Origin of the sequence: Vibrio misgurnus (genome assembly GCF_029635775.1) — a bacterium.
Taxonomy (GTDB): domain Bacteria; phylum Pseudomonadota; class Gammaproteobacteria; order Enterobacterales; family Vibrionaceae; genus Vibrio; species Vibrio chanodichtyis.
Window position 1 is genome coordinate 986,308 of the sequence record NZ_CP113241.1, and the last position, 16,336, is coordinate 1,002,643.

Consider the following 16,336-nt stretch of genomic DNA (forward strand, 5'->3'; position numbering starts at 1 on the left):
AGGTCGGTGGACCTCCTTTTTTGTACATAAAAAACGTACTATTAAAAAATAACCAGAAAAGTATCAATTTGTGGTTGAAAAAACGACTCAGCTTAGTTAGTGTGAATGCAGTTCTCAAACAGATAGAAAATCACTAAGTATGCGTAATTTCGTAATGAACATTCATCATCACCATCATCCCTAAGCTGTCTTTCGGGGAGATGTACGCATACCCGGGGGACTGGAATCTCCCGGAGTTGAAATCAGAGCTACAGCAAGATTCTAACCCTCGGGAGACTAAACTCCCGAGGGTTTTTGTTTTACGCTTTGAAAAAACAAATAAATTCAACAAATTGCCAAGGAAGCATGTTATGCAAACACAACGACTGAGAATTGCGTTACAGAAAAAAGGACGCTTGAGCCAAGAGTGTCAAGAACTGCTGAAAAAATGCGGTGTGAAATTTAACATCATGGGTGAGCGCTTAGTGGTTCATTCACTGAATATGCCGATTGATCTGTTACTCGTTCGTGATGATGACATTCCTGGATTAATCATGGATGGGGTAGTGGATTTAGGATTTGTGGGCGAAAACGTATTAGAAGAAACGCGCTTAGACCGCCTTGCGCTTAATCAACCGCATCAATTTATCACCTTACGGCGCATGGATTTTGGTGGCTGTCGTCTTTCGATTGCGATTGAAAAAGATGCCGACTACCGTACTCCGCACGATCTGAATGGTAAACGGATTGCCACCACTTATCCTCAACTACTTAAAGCGTATATGAATCGCCAAGGGATCGAGTTTAGCACCTGTATGTTAACTGGCTCGGTAGAAGTGGCACCGCGTGCCGGCTTAGCGGATGCGATTGCCGACCTTGTGTCTACCGGTGCAACCTTAGAAGCCAATGGTCTCAAAGAAGTGGAAGTGATCTTTGAATCCAAAGCGACCCTGATCCAGCGTCCTGGCCCTTTTGCTGCCGATAAAGCGGCGTTGATCGATAAACTGCTCACGCGGATGCACGGAGTGCAGCAAGCGAAAGAATCCAAATACATTATGTTGCACGCACCAGTAGAAAAACTCTCTCAGATCAAAACATTATTACCTGGTGCTGAAGATCCCACTGTGCTGCCGCTCTCTGCGGATCGATCTAAAGTGGCGGTACATATGGTGAGCTCAGAAAACCTATTTTGGGAAACCATGGAGCAGCTCAAAGCGCTCGGTGCGAGTTCAATTCTGGTGTTACCAATTGAAAAAATGATGGAGTAAAGCGATGAGAACCGTAGTTTGGCACTCTTTGAGTGAAGCTCAGCAACAATCGATTTTACAACGTCCCGCGATAACGGAAGGGGCAAACATCACCACGGCGGTAGCGCAGGTTGTCGCGAAAGTGCGTAGCGAGGGCGATGCTGCACTGTTTGAACTCACTGAAAAATTTGATCGGGTGAAACCGGCTTCGCTGCGTGTTTCACGTGAAGAGATGGATGCCGCCGCTGCGCGTTTGTCGGAAACGATGAAGCAGGCGTTAGAGCTGGCATACCACAACATCAGCAAATTTCACCAAGCGCAAAAAATGCAGCCAATCAAAGTGGAAACTATGCCAGGTGTGGTGTGTGAGCAAGTGACTCGTCCGATCAATCAAGTGGGTCTGTATATTCCCGGTGGCAGCGCACCGCTACCATCAACCGTGCTGATGCTCGGGGTGCCAGCGCAAATTGCCGGTTGTCGTAAAGTAGTGCTTTGCTCGCCACCGCCGATCGCCGATGAAATACTCTATGTTGCTAAGCTGTGCAACATCGATGAGGTGTACAACTTAGGAGGTGGCCAAGCTATCGCCGCGATGGCCTACGGTACTCAAACGGTGCCCAAAGTTGACAAAATTTTTGGCCCCGGTAACGCCTATGTCACGGAAGCAAAGCGCCAAGTGAGTAACGATTTTCGTGGCGCAGCGATTGATATGCCAGCCGGACCGTCAGAAGTGTTGGTGATTGCTGATGAAACAGCAGATGCGGATTTTATCGCCGCTGATCTGCTCAGTCAGGCGGAACACGGGCCAGATTCGCAAGTGGTGCTGGTGACACCATCCCCGGTGTTGGCCGATCAAGTGATTGATGCGCTGCAGCAACAATTAAAAACGCTGACTCGTGCCAGTATTGCCGAGCAAGCTTTGGCTTCCAGTTTGATCATTATTGCCGAATCACTCACTCAAGCGGTTGCGATCTCGAATTACTACGGCCCTGAACATTTAATTGTACAGACGCGCAATCCACGTGAGTTGGTGCCACTGCTTGATAATGCGGGTTCGATTTTCCTCGGTGATTGGTCTCCAGAATCGGTAGGGGACTACGCTTCAGGCACCAACCATGTCCTGCCTACCTACGGTTACACTCGTACTTATTCCAGCCTTGGCCTAGCCGATTTCAGTAAGCGCATGACAGTGCAAGAGCTGAGTGCTGATGGTTTGCTGTTGCTGGCACCAACCGTAGTGACGATGGCGCAAGCGGAAGGGTTAGACGCACACCAACGTGCGGTGACAATTCGCGTGGAAAAATTACAGAAGGCTCAATAAATTATGGAAAAACTGGCTCGTAAACAAGTACAAGGCTTAACGCCATATCTTTCTGCGCGGCGGATTGGCGGCAGTGGTGATGTGTGGCTTAATGCTAACGAATCGCCGTTTAACAATGAATATAAAACCGATTTTGCCCGCCTTAATCGCTACAGCGATTGTCAACCCAAAGCGATGCTTGAGGCTTACGCAAACTATGCAGGAGTGTGTCCAGAGCAAGTGTTGACATCGCGTGGGGCCGATGAAGGGATTGAACTTTTGATCCGAGCCTTTTGTGAGCCGAATCAAGATGCCATTTTATTCTGTCCTCCGACTTACGGCATGTATGCCATCAGTGCTGAAACTTTTGGCGTTGAGCGCAAACGCGTACCGCTGACCGCTGACTGGCAGCTCGATTTGCCAAGCATTGCTGCTAATTTAGATCGGGTTAAGCTGGTGTTTGTGTGTAGTCCAAATAACCCAACTGGCAATTTGGTGCAACGTTCAGACATTATTGAATTACTTGAAATGACCAAAGATCGGGCGATTGTGGTGATGGATGAAGCCTATATCGATTTTTGTCCTGAAGCGTCGACGGTCGATTTGCTCGCCCAATATCCGAACTTAGCGATTCTACGCACCCTTTCCAAGGCCTTCGCGTTGGCCGGGTTGCGCTGCGGATTTACCCTAGCGAGTCCTGAGCTGATTAATGTACTGCTCAAAGTGATTGCGCCTTATCCAGTACCGGTGCCAGTGGCAGAAATTGCGGTGCAAGCCCTATCTGAACTGGGGCTGGCGCGTGCCAAATATCAAGTACTGGAACTTGGCGCTAACCGCGCTTATTTGCAAGTTGGCTTGTCGATGATACCGGGCGTGCAGGTATTTGAAGGCTGGGGTAACTATCTATTGGTCAAATTTGTGGATGGTGACGCGCTGTTCAAAGCCGCATGGCAACACGGAATTATTTTGCGTAACTCACCGATTGAAAATTGTGTGCGCATCAGTGTTGGCAACCGCGAAGAGTGTGAGAAAACCGTCGCGTTTATCCGCAACTACTACCAGTAATTGGGTTTTCAGTAATTTGATTTACAGCAGCGCGTAGCGCGGGCTGCTGATGAAAGGGACATTTATTGTGAGCAAACAACAAAAAATTCTGTTTATCGACCGCGACGGTAGCTTAATTGTTGAGCCGCCAGTGGATTACCAAGTTGACCGCTTGGATAAACTCAAACTTGAGCCTTATGTGATCCCAAGTTTGCTTAAGCTGCAAGAGGCGGGTTATCGCTTGGTGATGGTGACCAATCAAGATGGTTTAGGCACTGCCAGTTACCCTCAAGCGGATTTCGATGCGCCACATAATATGATGATGGATATTTTTGCATCGCAAGGCGTTAAGTTTGATGAGGTGCTGATTTGCCCGCATTTCGATCGCGATAACTGCTCGTGCCGTAAACCGAAGCTGGGCTTGGTCAAAGAGTACCTGCAAGGTGGCAAAATTGATTTCAAATCGTCAGCCGTGATTGGCGATCGCAGCACCGATCTGCAACTGGCGGAAAATATGGCGCTGCGTGGTATTCAATACCACCCACAAACCATGGGTTGGCTGGATATTGTTAAAGATCTCACCACCAAGCCGCGGGTTGCCCAAGTGGTGCGTAAAACCAAAGAGACCGATATTCAGGTTCTAGTCAATCTTGACCAAACTGGTGGTAATCAGATTGAAACTGGCTTGGGATTTTTTGATCATATGTTGGATCAAATCGCCACCCACGGCGGTTTTCAACTGCAACTGAAAGTGGTTGGTGATCTGCATATTGATGATCATCACACGGTGGAAGATACCGCCTTGGCTCTGGGGCAAGCGCTGCGTGAAGCGCTGGGTGACAAACGTGGTATTGGGCGCTTTGGTTTCACTCTTCCGATGGATGAATGTTTGGCCCAGTGCGCGCTCGATCTCTCGGGGCGCCCATATTTGAAATTTGCTGCGAGCTTTAGCCGTCCACAAGTAGGCGATCTGTCGACCGAGATGGTCTATCACTTCTTCCGCTCCTTGACCGATACCTTAGCCTGTACGCTACACCTTTCGTCCAGTGGCGAAAATGATCACCACATCATCGAAAGTCTGTTTAAAGCGTTTGGCCGTACGCTGCGTCAAGCGATCACCGTGCAAGGTAACGAGTTACCAAGCAGTAAAGGAGTGCTGTGATGACTCAGAAGGTGGTGATTATTGATACTGGCTGCGCCAATATTTCTTCGGTCAAGTTTGCCATTGAGCGCTTAGGTTATCCGGTGACGATTTCGCGTGATCCTCAGGTGGTGTTAGGTGCGGATAAACTGCTGTTACCTGGGGTTGGCACGGCGAGCGAAGCGATGAAAAATCTCGCTGAACGCGATTTGATTGAACTGGTGAAACGGGTTGAAAAGCCACTGCTTGGCATCTGCCTTGGCATGCAACTGCTTGGCAAATTTTCCGCAGAGAAAGGCCAGCAAGCCGATCAAATGGTCGCGTGTTTAGGTTTGGTCGATGGTGAAGTCCGTTTGCTACAAACAGGCGATCTGCCGTTGCCACATATGGGCTGGAACACGGTGCAAGCCAAAGCGGGGCATCCGCTGTTTGAGGGGATTGCGCGTGACGAATATTTCTATTTTGTACACAGTTTTGCTCTGCCAGTCGGCGATTATACGATTGCCGAGTGTGAGTATGGGCCATCGTTCAGTGCGGCGATCCAAGTCGGCAATTATTACGGGGTGCAATTTCACCCAGAGCGCTCTTCTAAAGCGGGCGCACGCTTACTACAAAACTTTCTTGAACTTTAGGGACAAGCGCTAGCGAACGTTGGCGCAATACAAGGAACCCCAATGATTATTCCCGCATTAGATTTGATTGAAGGTCAGGTGGTGCGTCTGTATCAAGGTGATTACGGACAAGTGACCGAATATAAAGTAGACCCCGCCGAGCAGTTTAATTTGTACCACCAAGCCGGAGCAGATTGGCTGCACTTAGTGGATCTAACAGGCGCAAAAAATACCACAGTGCGTCAACTGGATTTGATTGCTCGCCTACTTGCCAGCACACCGGCCAATATCCAAATTGGTGGTGGAGTTCGCAGCGAACAAGATGTGCTGGATCTGCTGGAAGCCGGTGCGCAGCGTGTGGTGGTGGGCTCTACCGCGGTTAAACAGCCGCAATTAGTCAAAAACTGGATGGAAAAATACGGCGCAGAGAAAATTGTTTTAGCCTTGGATATCAATATTGATGCGCAGGGTGCGCGCAAAGTGGCCATTTCCGGCTGGCAGGAAGATTCCGGCGTGACGATCGAAGCTTTGCTTGATGATTACTTAACGGTCGGTTTACAGCACGTACTGTGTACTGATATTTCCCGAGATGGCACGCTAGCCGGCTCGAACGTGGAGCTGTATCGCGATCTCTGTCGTCAATATCCACAAGTGCAATTTCAATCCTCCGGTGGTATTGGTTCACTGGCCGATATTGAGGCACTCAAGGGCACAGGTGTTGCGGGTGTGATTGTCGGTCGCGCGCTATTGGATGGGAAATTTACTGCGCAGGAGGCATTCGCATGTTGGCAAAACGGATAATACCTTGTCTGGATGTGCGCGATGGACAGGTGGTGAAAGGTGTTCAGTTTCGTAACCACGAAATTATTGGAGACATTGTGCCGCTGGCCAAGCGTTACGCCGAAGAAGGCGCGGATGAGCTGGTGTTTTATGATATTACCGCATCCAGTGATGGTCGAGTGGTGGATAAAAGCTGGGTCGCGCGCGTGGCGGAAGTGATCGACATTCCTTTTTGTGTCGCTGGGGGGATCAAATCGGCGCAAGATGCCGCGCGGATCTTGGAATTTGGCGCGGATAAAGTCTCGATTAACTCGCCCGCACTGGCGAATCCACAACTGATCACCGATCTTGCCGACCGTTTTGGCGTGCAATGCATCGTCGTGGGCATCGACTCTTATTTTGATAAAGAGACGGGCCAATATCAGGTTTATCAGTTTACCGGTGATGAAAGCCGCACCCGTGCCACCCAGTGGCAAACTTGCGATTGGGTGCAAGAGGTGCAACAGCGTGGCGCGGGGGAAATTGTCCTTAATATGATGAACCAAGATGGTGTACGTAATGGCTATGATCTGCAGCAACTTAATTTAGTCCGCTCAGTATGCCGCGTGCCGTTAATCGCTTCTGGTGGTGCAGGGGCGATGGAACATTTCGCGCAAGCCTTTACCCAAGCCAACGTCGATGGCGCTTTAGCCGCTTCGGTTTTTCACAAGCAGATCATCAATATCGGTGAACTCAAGCAGTATCTACAACAACAAGGAATTGAGGTGAGACGATGACTCCAGCAAGCCCATTTGCCACACTAAGCGAGCGTATTGACTGGCAGAAAGTCGATGGACTGGTGCCTGCGATTGTGCAGGATTTTCAGTCCAGCCAAGTGTTAATGCTGGGGTATATGAACCCTGAAGCGTTACAAAAAACCCTTGAAACAGAGCAAGTAACTTTTTTCTCGCGCAGTAAACAGCGTTTGTGGACCAAAGGTGAAACCTCGGGCCATGTGTTGCAACTGAAAAATATCGCGCTGGACTGTGACCAAGATACGTTACTGGTCAAAGTGAACCCAATAGGGCCAACCTGCCACACTGGTAGCGTGACCTGTTGGGATAGCGATGCGCAGGAGGAGTCACAAATGGTTTGGCTTCATCAGCTTGAAGCGTTACTGGCTGAGCGTAAACATGCCGACCCTAGTTCCTCTTACACTGCCTCGTTATATGCGAGTGGCACTAAACGTATCGCGCAAAAAGTGGGTGAAGAAGGGGTTGAAGTTGCGTTGGCCGCCACCGCTGGTGATCAAGAGGAGCTGATTGGTGAATCTGCCGATTTGATCTATCACTTACTGGTATTGCTGCAAGATCAAGGCTTAGCCATCAATGATGTGATCAATAAGCTTAAACAACGGCATAAGTAATTGGTAGAAGAGTCTATCCAACTCAACAATAACGCCCCATTATTGGGGCGTTATTCCCTTCCGACTTGAAGCTGCCGAGGTGTTGGTTGCAACGCTAAGCCGTTGGGCTATATCGGGTAGAAGTCAGAGTGTTAAAGCGTCATTTCACGCCATTCACCGGGTTGTAAATCACCTAAATTCCAATCGCCCATCGCGTAACGAATCAAACGTAGGGTTGGAAAACCGATGTGCGCGGTCATACGGCGAACTTGGCGATTACGTCCTTCGATCAAGGTAATAGCTAACCAAGTGGTGGGGATCGCCGCGCGAAAACGTACCGGAGGATTACGCGGCCACAGTGTGGGTTCGGAGATGATTTCGACTTTAGCCGGCAAAGTCGGGCCATCTTTTAAGCTCACGCCGCGGCGCAAGGCCTCAAGGTCGCTCTCTTGTGGTGCGCCTTCGACTTGTACCCAATAGGTTTTGGGCGCTTTGGATTGCGGCTGAGTCAATCTGGCCTGCAAAATCCCATCATTGGTTAAAATCAGTAGTCCTTCACTATCGCGATCCAACCGTCCTGCGGCGTAGACCTCTTTAATCGGAATATAATCCGCTAACGTGGTTCTGCCATCACCATCAGTGAATTGGCTTAAGGTATCATACGGTTTATTAAGCAAAATAACCTTGCGCGCCGCCGACGTCATTGGATGCGAAGTGGAACGCGTTGTGACGGGCGGCTGGCTGGGCGTGCGCTTGCGATGAGAGCCACTGTGAGTACGAGCCGTTTTTTGGGTTGCAGAACGCTTAAAATGCGCTTTAGTTTTGGCGGTAGCGGGCGCGGCATCACGGGAGGTGTGCGAGGGCATGTTAAGCACCTTGTAAAAATGTCGATAAAATGTATTGAAAGTTTTTCGCAGGGCACAAGTTCAGCTATCATTTGCGCGCCTGAGAAAGGTTTAGCGCACAAGATAATAGACTATTGGCCGTAATTTGTTTAATTATAAATAACTTCACTCAAGGATTAGCTCGCAAGCGGCGCAACGCGATTTAAGCAGCAGATTTGTAAGAGTGACAAGAGAGTACTTAGGAAAAGATCGTACTTAGGCGGGGGATGTTGCCCACTTAAGTGCCGACAGTTACACAGGGTCATGGCATCCCATGACGCTGTTAGAACAGATAGGGAAAGTTCATGCCAACTAATAAGCCTACCATTATTTACACCGTTACTGATGAAGCTCCAGCGCTAGCGACTTATTCATTACTACCAATTATTCAATCATTTACCGCATCATCAGGCATTAATATTGCTACGAGAGATATTTCGTTAGCCGGCCGTATTCTGGCTAATTTTCCTGAATATTTGACCGAGGCTCAGCGGGTTGGTGATGCATTAACTGAACTTGGTCAGCTCGCGCAGATGCCTGAAGCTAACATCATTAAGCTGCCGAATATTTCTGCCTCGCTGCCACAGCTCAAAGCCGCGATTAAAGAGCTACAAGAGAAAGGCTACGCGCTACCCAATTATCCAGAAGAGCCCAGCAACCCTGCACAAGCAACGATTAAAGCAACCTATGACAAGATCAAGGGCAGTGCGGTAAACCCAGTGCTGCGTGAGGGGAATTCTGATCGCCGTGCGCCAGCATCGGTGAAGAACTATGCCAAGAAGAACCCACACTCGATGGGGGCTTGGCGTCAGGATTCGAAATCCCATGTGGCGAGCATGAGCGAGCAAGATTTTTTTGCCAGCGAGAAATCGCTGACTGTGAGCGGCGCAACTAAAGTCGCGATTGAATTGGTGGGTAAAGACGGCGCGGTGAAAGTGCTGAAAAAGCCCTTTGCACTGCAAGATCAAGAGATCATTGATACCAGTGTGATGAGCAAACAAGCGCTCATTTCGTTCTTTGAAAAAGAGATCGCGGATGCCAAAACGCAAGATGTGCTGTTCTCATTGCATATGAAAGCGACCATGATGAAAGTCTCGGATCCGGTGATCTTCGGCTATGCGGTGAAGGTGTACTACAAAGCGGTTTTTGATCAATATGGCCCGCTGTTTGAGCAGCTGGGGGTTGATGTTAACAACGGTTTGGGTGATGTGTATGCAAAAATTCAATCGTTGCCAGCAGCGCAACGCGCAGAGATTGAAGCGGCGATTCAAGCAGTGTACGCCACTCAACCGGCGCTTGCTATGGTCGATTCAGACCGCGGTATCACTAACCTGCATGTACCCAGTGATGTGATTGTGGATGCCTCGATGCCTGCGATGATCCGCACTTCTGGGCAAATGTGGGGTCCCGATGGTAAGCCAAAAGATACCAAAGCGATCATTCCTGATCGTTGCTACGCGGGTGTTTACCAAACCGTGATTGATTTTTGTAAACAACACGGTGCGTTTGACCCAGCCACGATGGGCAGTGTGCCCAATGTTGGTTTGATGGCACAACAAGCGGAAGAGTATGGTTCACACGATAAGACCTTTATTATTGAGGCTGAAGGTGTGGTGCGTGTGATTGACCAAGCGGGTAAAGTGCTGTTGGAACAATCCGTAGCAGCGGGCGATATCTTTCGCATGTGTCAGGTCAAAGATGCGCCAATTCAAGACTGGGTGAAACTGGCGGTCACTCGTGCTCGCGCGTCAAATACTCCCGCAGTCTTCTGGCTTGATTCGGCGCGGGCACATGATGTGCAATTGATCAAAAAAGTGCAGCAATATCTGCCCAAGCACGATACCACAGGTTTGCAAATCAAGATCCTCTCGCCCGTTGAAGCAACTCAATACTCACTGCAGCGAATCAAGGCCGGACAAGATGCTATTTCGGTGACGGGTAACGTGCTGCGTGATTATCTCACCGATCTGTTTCCGATCCTTGAGCTTGGCACGTCGGCAAAAATGTTATCGATAGTGCCACTGATGAATGGTGGTGGATTGTTTGAGACTGGTGCGGGTGGCTCGGCACCGAAGCATGTTCAGCAAGTTCAAAAAGAGAACTATCTACGTTGGGATTCGCTCGGCGAATTTTTGGCGTTAGCGGCATCGTTGGAGCATTTGAGTGTGGTGACCGGCAATCGTAAAGCACAAGTGCTAGCAGAGGCACTCGATAAAGCCACTGGCAAGTTCCTAGATATGGATAAATCACCGGCACGGCGTGTGGGTCAAATCGATAACCGTGGTAGTCATTTTTATCTGGCAACCTATTGGGCACAAGCGCTGGCAGAGCAGCAACAGGATGCAGAATTAGCCGCAGAGTTTGCCCCTATCGCCAAGCAACTGTTTGAACAAGAGGCTAAAATCGTGGCCGAGCTGAATGGTGTGCAAGGCAAGCCTGGTGATCTTGGCGGCTATTATGCCCCTGAATTTAGCCAAGCTGCAGCGTTGATGCGCCCAAGTGCCACTTTCAACGCGATAATTGATCGCAAGTGATGGCGACATGGTACTAAGCTCTCGTTAAACCAAACCCGCCAAGATTGGCGGGTTTGTCTTATGATTAAATGGTTATTGCCGCTTTGCGTATTGCAAACCGTGGTGCTGATTATCGCTATTTGGTCGCTTGGCCTTCAACCGGCATCACGCAACTGGCGTGGTACCCCTTCGGACCTTGTTCCACTTGATAAGAAACTTGTTGACCGGCTTTGAGTGTACGGTATCCGTCCATTTGAATGGTTGAGTAATGAGCGAAAATATCTCCGTCTTCACCTTCTGGGCAAATAAAACCGAAGCCTTTGGCATTATTGAACCATTTTACTGTACCTGTCGCCATGCTATACATCCCTCATGCATTATCTAACTGATGTTGAAAAGAAAACCCATGTTGTCATGTGACGTTGGTGAGTTCTCAAAGTGAATAGCGATTCAGCCGATGCTGAAACTTAGTCACTAATTGACCAATTTAGACGATGATAGAGCGCAGTCAATAGCATAAACGTATAAAAAGCACACAGTTTGATATGAGAGCTCAATTTTTTAAGGGTAAGTTATATAAATTTGTCATTTACCACGGATACCAAGCATGTTTATCCAATGGATATCGGTGGTGGGAATTTAAGCAGTCGCCCTTGTGCAGATCACCATTCGCTATGTTTTATTTGCAGCGTTACCATTGCTAGATTAGTCTCTAAAGAAGAGCTGAAATTCACTGCAGAGGGTTAAGATCATGCTCAGTGTTAAACTGACTTGGCTTAGCGCACTTCAGTGTGAAATTGTCGGTGAGCAGTCCTAATATATTGAATGATCATGAGTAAAAATTTTGAATGGGTCTCTCCAGACTTTGATTTACTGGAGCAAGAAAAAACGGCCATCAAGCCGCCATCTATGTATCACGTAGTATTAAACAACGATGACTACACGCCGATGGACTTTGTAATTGAAATACTTGAGCGGTTTTTCGGCATGGATATCGATCGGGCGACGCAAATCATGCTGCAAGTGCATTACCAGGGGAAAGCCATCTGTGGCACATTTACTGCGGAAGTGGCAGAGACCAAAGTGGCTCAAGTTACTCTATATGCAAGGGAAAATGAGCACCCGCTCTTATGCACGATGGAGCAAGCTTAAGCTTGTGTTTTGTGATTGTGGGTTAAGGAGGCTGTATGCTTAACAAAGAATTAGAGTCGAGTTTGAACAGCGCGTTTGCTCGGGCTCGCAATAAAAGACATGAATTTATGACCGTTGAGCACCTCCTACTGGCATTGTTGGAAAATGATGCTGCGCGAGAGGCCCTGCTAGCGTGTCAGGCCGATATTGACATCTTACGCCGCGAGTTGGATACCTTTATTGATCAAACCACACCATTGATCCCTAAAAATGATGAGACTCGTGAAACACAACCGACCTTAAGTTTCCAACGTGTATTACAACGGGCGGTATTTCATGTCCAATCTTCCGGGCGCAGTGAAGTGACCGGCGCTAATGTCTTGGTCGCAATTTTTAGTGAACAAGAGTCACATGCAGCGTATTTACTGAAAAAAAATGACATTAGCCGCTTGGATATTGTCAATTTTATCTCTCATGGCATAAGCAAAGCCTCGAACCATAACGAAGATTCTTCTGGGGATTCGGTTGGCAGTGACAGTTCAGAAGAACTCAGTGCGGATGAACGTTTGGAGAGCTTTGCGACCAATCTTAATCTATTAGCCAAACAAGGTCAGATTGATCCGTTGATTGGGCGAGATCAAGAACTGGAACGTACCATTCAAGTCCTATGCCGTCGCCGTAAAAATAACCCATTATTGGTTGGCGAGGCAGGGGTGGGAAAAACCGCGATAGCTGAAGGTCTGGCATGGCGCATTGTTGAAGGTAATGTACCGGAAGTGATCCAACACAGCGTGATTTACTCGCTCGATATTGGCTCGCTGCTCGCGGGAACCAAATATCGTGGCGATTTTGAGAAACGCTTTAAATCGATCCTTAAACAGCTTGAAAAAGAGCAAGATGCTATCCTGTTTATCGATGAAATTCATACTATTATTGGCGCGGGGGCGGCGTCTGGTGGTCAAGTGGATGCCGCCAATCTAATCAAGCCTCTGCTCAGTAGCGGTAAGTTGCGCTGTATCGGTTCAACTACCTATCAAGAGTACAATAATATTTTTGACAAAGAGCGTGCTCTTTCGCGCCGCTTCCAAAAAATCGATGTGGTCGAGCCTTCACTGGATGACACGACTAAAATTTTGATGGGCTTAAAAAGCAAATATGAAGCTCACCATGATGTTCGTTACACCAACAAAGCTTTACGTGCTGCAGTTGAGCTTTCCGCTAAATACATTAATGAACGCCATCTGCCGGATAAAGCGATTGACGTGATTGATGAAGCGGGAGCGCGTGCGCGTTTAATGCCGGCCAGTCGGCGTAAAAAGACGATCGGTGTGACTGATATTGAGACTATGGTCGCGAAAATGGCGCGGATCCCGGAGAAATCGGTTTCCTCTTCTGATAAAGATATCCTCAAACATCTTGATCAAAGAATGAAGATGTTGGTGTTTGGCCAAGATCCTGCGATTGATGTATTGACCGAGGCGATTAAATTGACTCGCGCCGGTTTAGGGGCAGAACACAAACCGGTCGGTTCATTCCTATTTGCTGGTCCTACAGGGGTGGGCAAAACCGAAGTCACATTGCAGCTTTCTAAAGTGCTCGGAATTGAGTTGCTGCGCTTTGATATGTCGGAGTATGGTGAACGTCACTCGGTGAGTCGTTTGATTGGTGCGCCTCCTGGCTATGTTGGTTATGACCAAGGTGGTTTGCTGACCGATGCGGTGATTAAACATCCTCATTCGGTCGTGTTACTCGATGAAATCGAAAAAGCTCACCCCGATATTTTTAATTTGTTATTGCAAGTTATGGATAACGGTACGCTGACCGATAACAATGGCCGTAAGGCGGATTTCCGTAATGTGATTTTAGTGATGACCACGAACGCTGGGGTAGCGGAAACGGTCAAAAAATCAATTGGTTTGATCCAGCAAGATAATAGCCATGATGCGATGGCGGAAATCAAAAAGGTTTTCACCCCTGAGTTTCGTAACCGACTGGATCACATCATCTGGTTTAATCGTCTTGATGAGCGAGTGATCCATCAAGTGGTTGATAAGTTTATCGTGGAGCTGCAAGCCCAGTTAGATGGACGGGGTGTTTCTCTAGAAGTCTCAGAAGATGCGCGTCACTGGTTAGCCAACAAAGGCTATGATCGTGAGATGGGTGCACGTCCGATGGCGCGAGTGATCCAAGAGCAACTGAAAAAACCATTGGCTAATGAGTTGTTGTTTGGCTGCTTAGTTGATGGTGGTACCGTCAAAGTCACCTTGAGTAGTGAGCGGTTATCGTTCGAATATTTCGCCACTCGTAAAGAAGTGGTTCACTAATAACCCAATCAACGACCTCACGCAATATCACACACTCAATAACATAAAGGCACCGTAAGGTGCCTTTTTAATCATGCAAGCTGGTTAATAACGTGATCGCAGTGCTGAATATGCTTGGTATTTAGTTGAGCAAGATAAAAATTGTTCCAGTCAGGGTCATTAAAATATTGGCGATGGCGTAGGTTCCTGCATAACCGAGTGCCGGAATGGTTGATTTGGCATATTCATTGACAATATCCATGGCTGGTGCACAAGTGCGAGCTCCAATAATGGCACCAAACAGTAAAGCTCGATTCATCTTTAGCAGGTATGCCCCGACTAAATAAGCAAACACTACGGGTACGACGCTGACTAAGAATGCCAGACCAATCACTTGTACCCCGACCTCAGAAAGGTGTTGGAACATTTTGCTACCCGCACTGAGGCCAATTCCGACCATGAAAATCGCTAAGCCTAAGTCTTTGACCATATTGAGTGCCCCTTGTGGTACATAACCAAAGGTCGGGTGGTTGGCGCGCAAAAAGCCTAAGGTGATACCAGATAGCAACAGTCCTACCGCATTACCTAGGCTGAAAGAGACTTGGCCGAAGGTCATCGTGATCAATCCGAACAGAATGCCCAGAATAAAAAAGCTACAAAAAGCAATGAGATCCGCCATTTGGCTATGGACGGAGATAAAGCCGATCTTATCGGCGAGTCCTTTGACTTTGCTTTTTTCGCCACTGACCTGCAGCACATCACCTTTGGCGAGCACAATATCAAGATCCATCGGCATTTCAATTTGTGCCCGTACCACTCGGTTGAGGAAACAGCCATATTCAGAAAGGTTCAGATCGGAGAGCCGCTTACCGGCGATACTGTCACTTTTTACCACGATCTCCTCTTCCGAGATACGCAGGTCGAGTAGGTTACGGTCAAAGACCTCTTTACCGTTACGAAAGCTAGGATCGAGTCGTGCATGGCTATCTGGGAAACCTACCAGTGCAATTTCATCGCCTTCTTGCAAAATTGCATCACCATCGGGGTGGGCTAAAATGCCGTGACGACGAATGCGCTCAATATAACAACCGGTTTGACGATAGATGCCTAATTCACGCAAGTTACGTCCATCAATCCAATCGATCAGCTCTGGTCCGACTCGATAAGCGCGAATAATCGGTAGATAGACTTTACGTTGGCTACCAAGACCGCGCTCTTGCGCAATTTGTTGCGCAGAATCAGAGAGGTTTTGTTTTTGTAATTTAGGCAGCAGCTTAGCAAACATGATCATACTGATCAGGCCAATTAAATACGCCATCGCATAGCCGACCGAGACATTATCCAGCACCAACGAGAGATCCATCTGTCGTGGCACGGAGGCCAACCCTGAATTTAAAGCATCTTGTGCACCAACTAGCACAGGGGTTGACGTTAGCGCACCGGCCATCATACCCGCCGCTAGCCCGTAGCCAAGGTTGAGATAATAGCCACCAAAATAGGCAATCGATGTGGCGGTGATCAACACCACCAAACTTAGGATTAGGTAGTGCTTACCATCACGAAAGAAAATGCCAAAGAAATTGGGGCCGGCTTCAATACCGACACAGTAGATAAAGAGCATAAAACCGATGGTTAATGCCTCAGGCGTAAAGGCAAAACCAAGGTGGCCCATGATCAAGGAGGTGATCAATACGCCGATGGAATTGCCCAATTGAAAACTACCAAAACGGATTTTTCCGAACGAGAGACCAATCGCCAAGACCACAAAAATCAGCAAAATAGGATTTTGCTCTAGCAATAAAACGACATCGATATTCACGATTTAACTCAATTTACGTGTGGCAAGAGAGGAAAGAATAAAATTGGGGGAATTGTAGCTGAATAATATAAAAAGATAAGTGAATTTTTGCATTTATGGGTCGGAATCACCATCTAATCGCTAAAAATAAGACAGAGATTTTGTGTGCTCCCGTTAATAAAAAGCCTGCAAATGAGCAGGCTTATTAGCAACTAGATTAG

At 48.0% G+C, this 16,336-nt stretch carries 14 protein-coding genes and 1 other annotated feature; of the genes, 11 read left to right on the plus strand and 3 right to left on the minus strand.

Going from position 1 to position 16,336, the window contains the following annotated elements:
- Positions 1-162: 162 nt before the first annotated feature.
- Positions 163-300, plus strand: a sequence feature (His leader region).
- A 50-nt stretch (positions 301-350) separates the two neighbouring features.
- The 8 genes from hisG (at position 351) to hisIE (ending at position 7,507) form a co-directional block, all read left to right on the plus strand.
- Entirely contained in the window at positions 351-1,247 is an 897-nt protein-coding gene (hisG, locus tag OOK74_RS04750) for an ATP phosphoribosyltransferase (RefSeq protein ID WP_278183187.1), read from the plus strand.
- Positions 1,248-1,251: 4 nt separating this feature from the next.
- Complete coding sequence (hisD, locus tag OOK74_RS04755; protein ID WP_278183188.1) at positions 1,252-2,547, plus strand: histidinol dehydrogenase; 1,296 nt, start codon at positions 1,252-1,254, stop codon at positions 2,545-2,547.
- A gap of 3 nt (positions 2,548-2,550) precedes the next feature.
- The gene (gene hisC, locus OOK74_RS04760) at positions 2,551-3,591 is read left to right on the plus strand and encodes a histidinol-phosphate transaminase (RefSeq protein WP_278183189.1); all 1,041 of its coding nucleotides are present in this window, start codon (positions 2,551-2,553) and stop codon (positions 3,589-3,591) included.
- Between the two features lie 67 nt (positions 3,592-3,658).
- Positions 3,659-4,732: a bifunctional histidinol-phosphatase/imidazoleglycerol-phosphate dehydratase HisB gene (hisB, locus tag OOK74_RS04765; RefSeq protein ID WP_278183190.1), complete on the plus strand. Its 1,074-nt coding sequence runs from the start codon at positions 3,659-3,661 to the stop codon at positions 4,730-4,732.
- Entirely contained in the window at positions 4,732-5,343 is a 612-nt protein-coding gene (gene hisH, locus OOK74_RS04770) for an imidazole glycerol phosphate synthase subunit HisH (RefSeq protein ID WP_278183191.1), read from the plus strand. The genes hisB and hisH overlap by 1 nt, the downstream gene beginning before the upstream one ends.
- 42 nt (positions 5,344-5,385) lie before the next feature.
- Positions 5,386-6,123 (plus strand): 1-(5-phosphoribosyl)-5-[(5-phosphoribosylamino)methylideneamino]imidazole-4-carboxamide isomerase, encoded by a 738-nt coding sequence (gene hisA / locus OOK74_RS04775; protein ID WP_278183192.1) that lies wholly within the window; start codon positions 5,386-5,388, stop codon positions 6,121-6,123.
- Positions 6,105-6,878: an imidazole glycerol phosphate synthase subunit HisF gene (hisF, locus tag OOK74_RS04780; protein WP_166013192.1), complete on the plus strand. Its 774-nt coding sequence runs from the start codon at positions 6,105-6,107 to the stop codon at positions 6,876-6,878. Before hisA ends, hisF begins: the two co-directional genes overlap by 19 nt.
- Positions 6,875-7,507, plus strand: a complete 633-nt coding sequence (gene hisIE, locus OOK74_RS04785; protein ID WP_274722041.1) for a bifunctional phosphoribosyl-AMP cyclohydrolase/phosphoribosyl-ATP diphosphatase HisIE — start codon at positions 6,875-6,877, stop codon at positions 7,505-7,507. The genes hisF and hisIE overlap by 4 nt, the downstream gene beginning before the upstream one ends.
- Before the next feature lie 131 nt (positions 7,508-7,638).
- Here hisIE and rluE read toward each other — a convergent pair whose 3' ends face one another.
- Entirely contained in the window at positions 7,639-8,352 is a 714-nt protein-coding gene (gene rluE, locus OOK74_RS04790; protein ID WP_278183193.1) for a 23S rRNA pseudouridine(2457) synthase RluE, read from the minus strand.
- Between the two features lie 323 nt (positions 8,353-8,675).
- Between rluE and OOK74_RS04795 the strand changes: the two genes are divergently transcribed.
- A complete protein-coding gene (locus tag OOK74_RS04795) occupies positions 8,676-10,904 on the plus strand; it encodes an NADP-dependent isocitrate dehydrogenase (protein ID WP_278183194.1) in 2,229 nt (742 codons plus the stop codon).
- 115 nt (positions 10,905-11,019) lie between these two features.
- On the opposite strand, the gene cspD is transcribed toward OOK74_RS04795, so the two are convergent.
- Positions 11,020-11,241 (minus strand): cold shock domain-containing protein CspD, encoded by a 222-nt coding sequence (gene cspD, locus OOK74_RS04800; RefSeq protein ID WP_166013188.1) that lies wholly within the window; start codon positions 11,239-11,241, stop codon positions 11,020-11,022.
- 473 nt (positions 11,242-11,714) lie between these two features.
- Between cspD and clpS the strand changes: the two genes are divergently transcribed.
- Both clpS and clpA read left to right on the plus strand, forming a co-directional pair.
- The gene (gene clpS / locus OOK74_RS04805) at positions 11,715-12,035 is read left to right on the plus strand and encodes an ATP-dependent Clp protease adapter ClpS (protein WP_274722037.1); all 321 of its coding nucleotides are present in this window, start codon (positions 11,715-11,717) and stop codon (positions 12,033-12,035) included.
- A gap of 35 nt (positions 12,036-12,070) precedes the next feature.
- Positions 12,071-14,338 (plus strand): ATP-dependent Clp protease ATP-binding subunit ClpA, encoded by a 2,268-nt coding sequence (clpA, locus tag OOK74_RS04810; protein WP_274722036.1) that lies wholly within the window; start codon positions 12,071-12,073, stop codon positions 14,336-14,338.
- 121 nt (positions 14,339-14,459) lie between these two features.
- On the opposite strand, the gene OOK74_RS04815 is transcribed toward clpA, so the two are convergent.
- Complete coding sequence (locus OOK74_RS04815; protein WP_274722035.1) at positions 14,460-16,136, minus strand: aspartate:alanine antiporter; 1,677 nt, start codon at positions 16,134-16,136, stop codon at positions 14,460-14,462.
- Positions 16,137-16,336 lie beyond the last annotated feature (200 nt).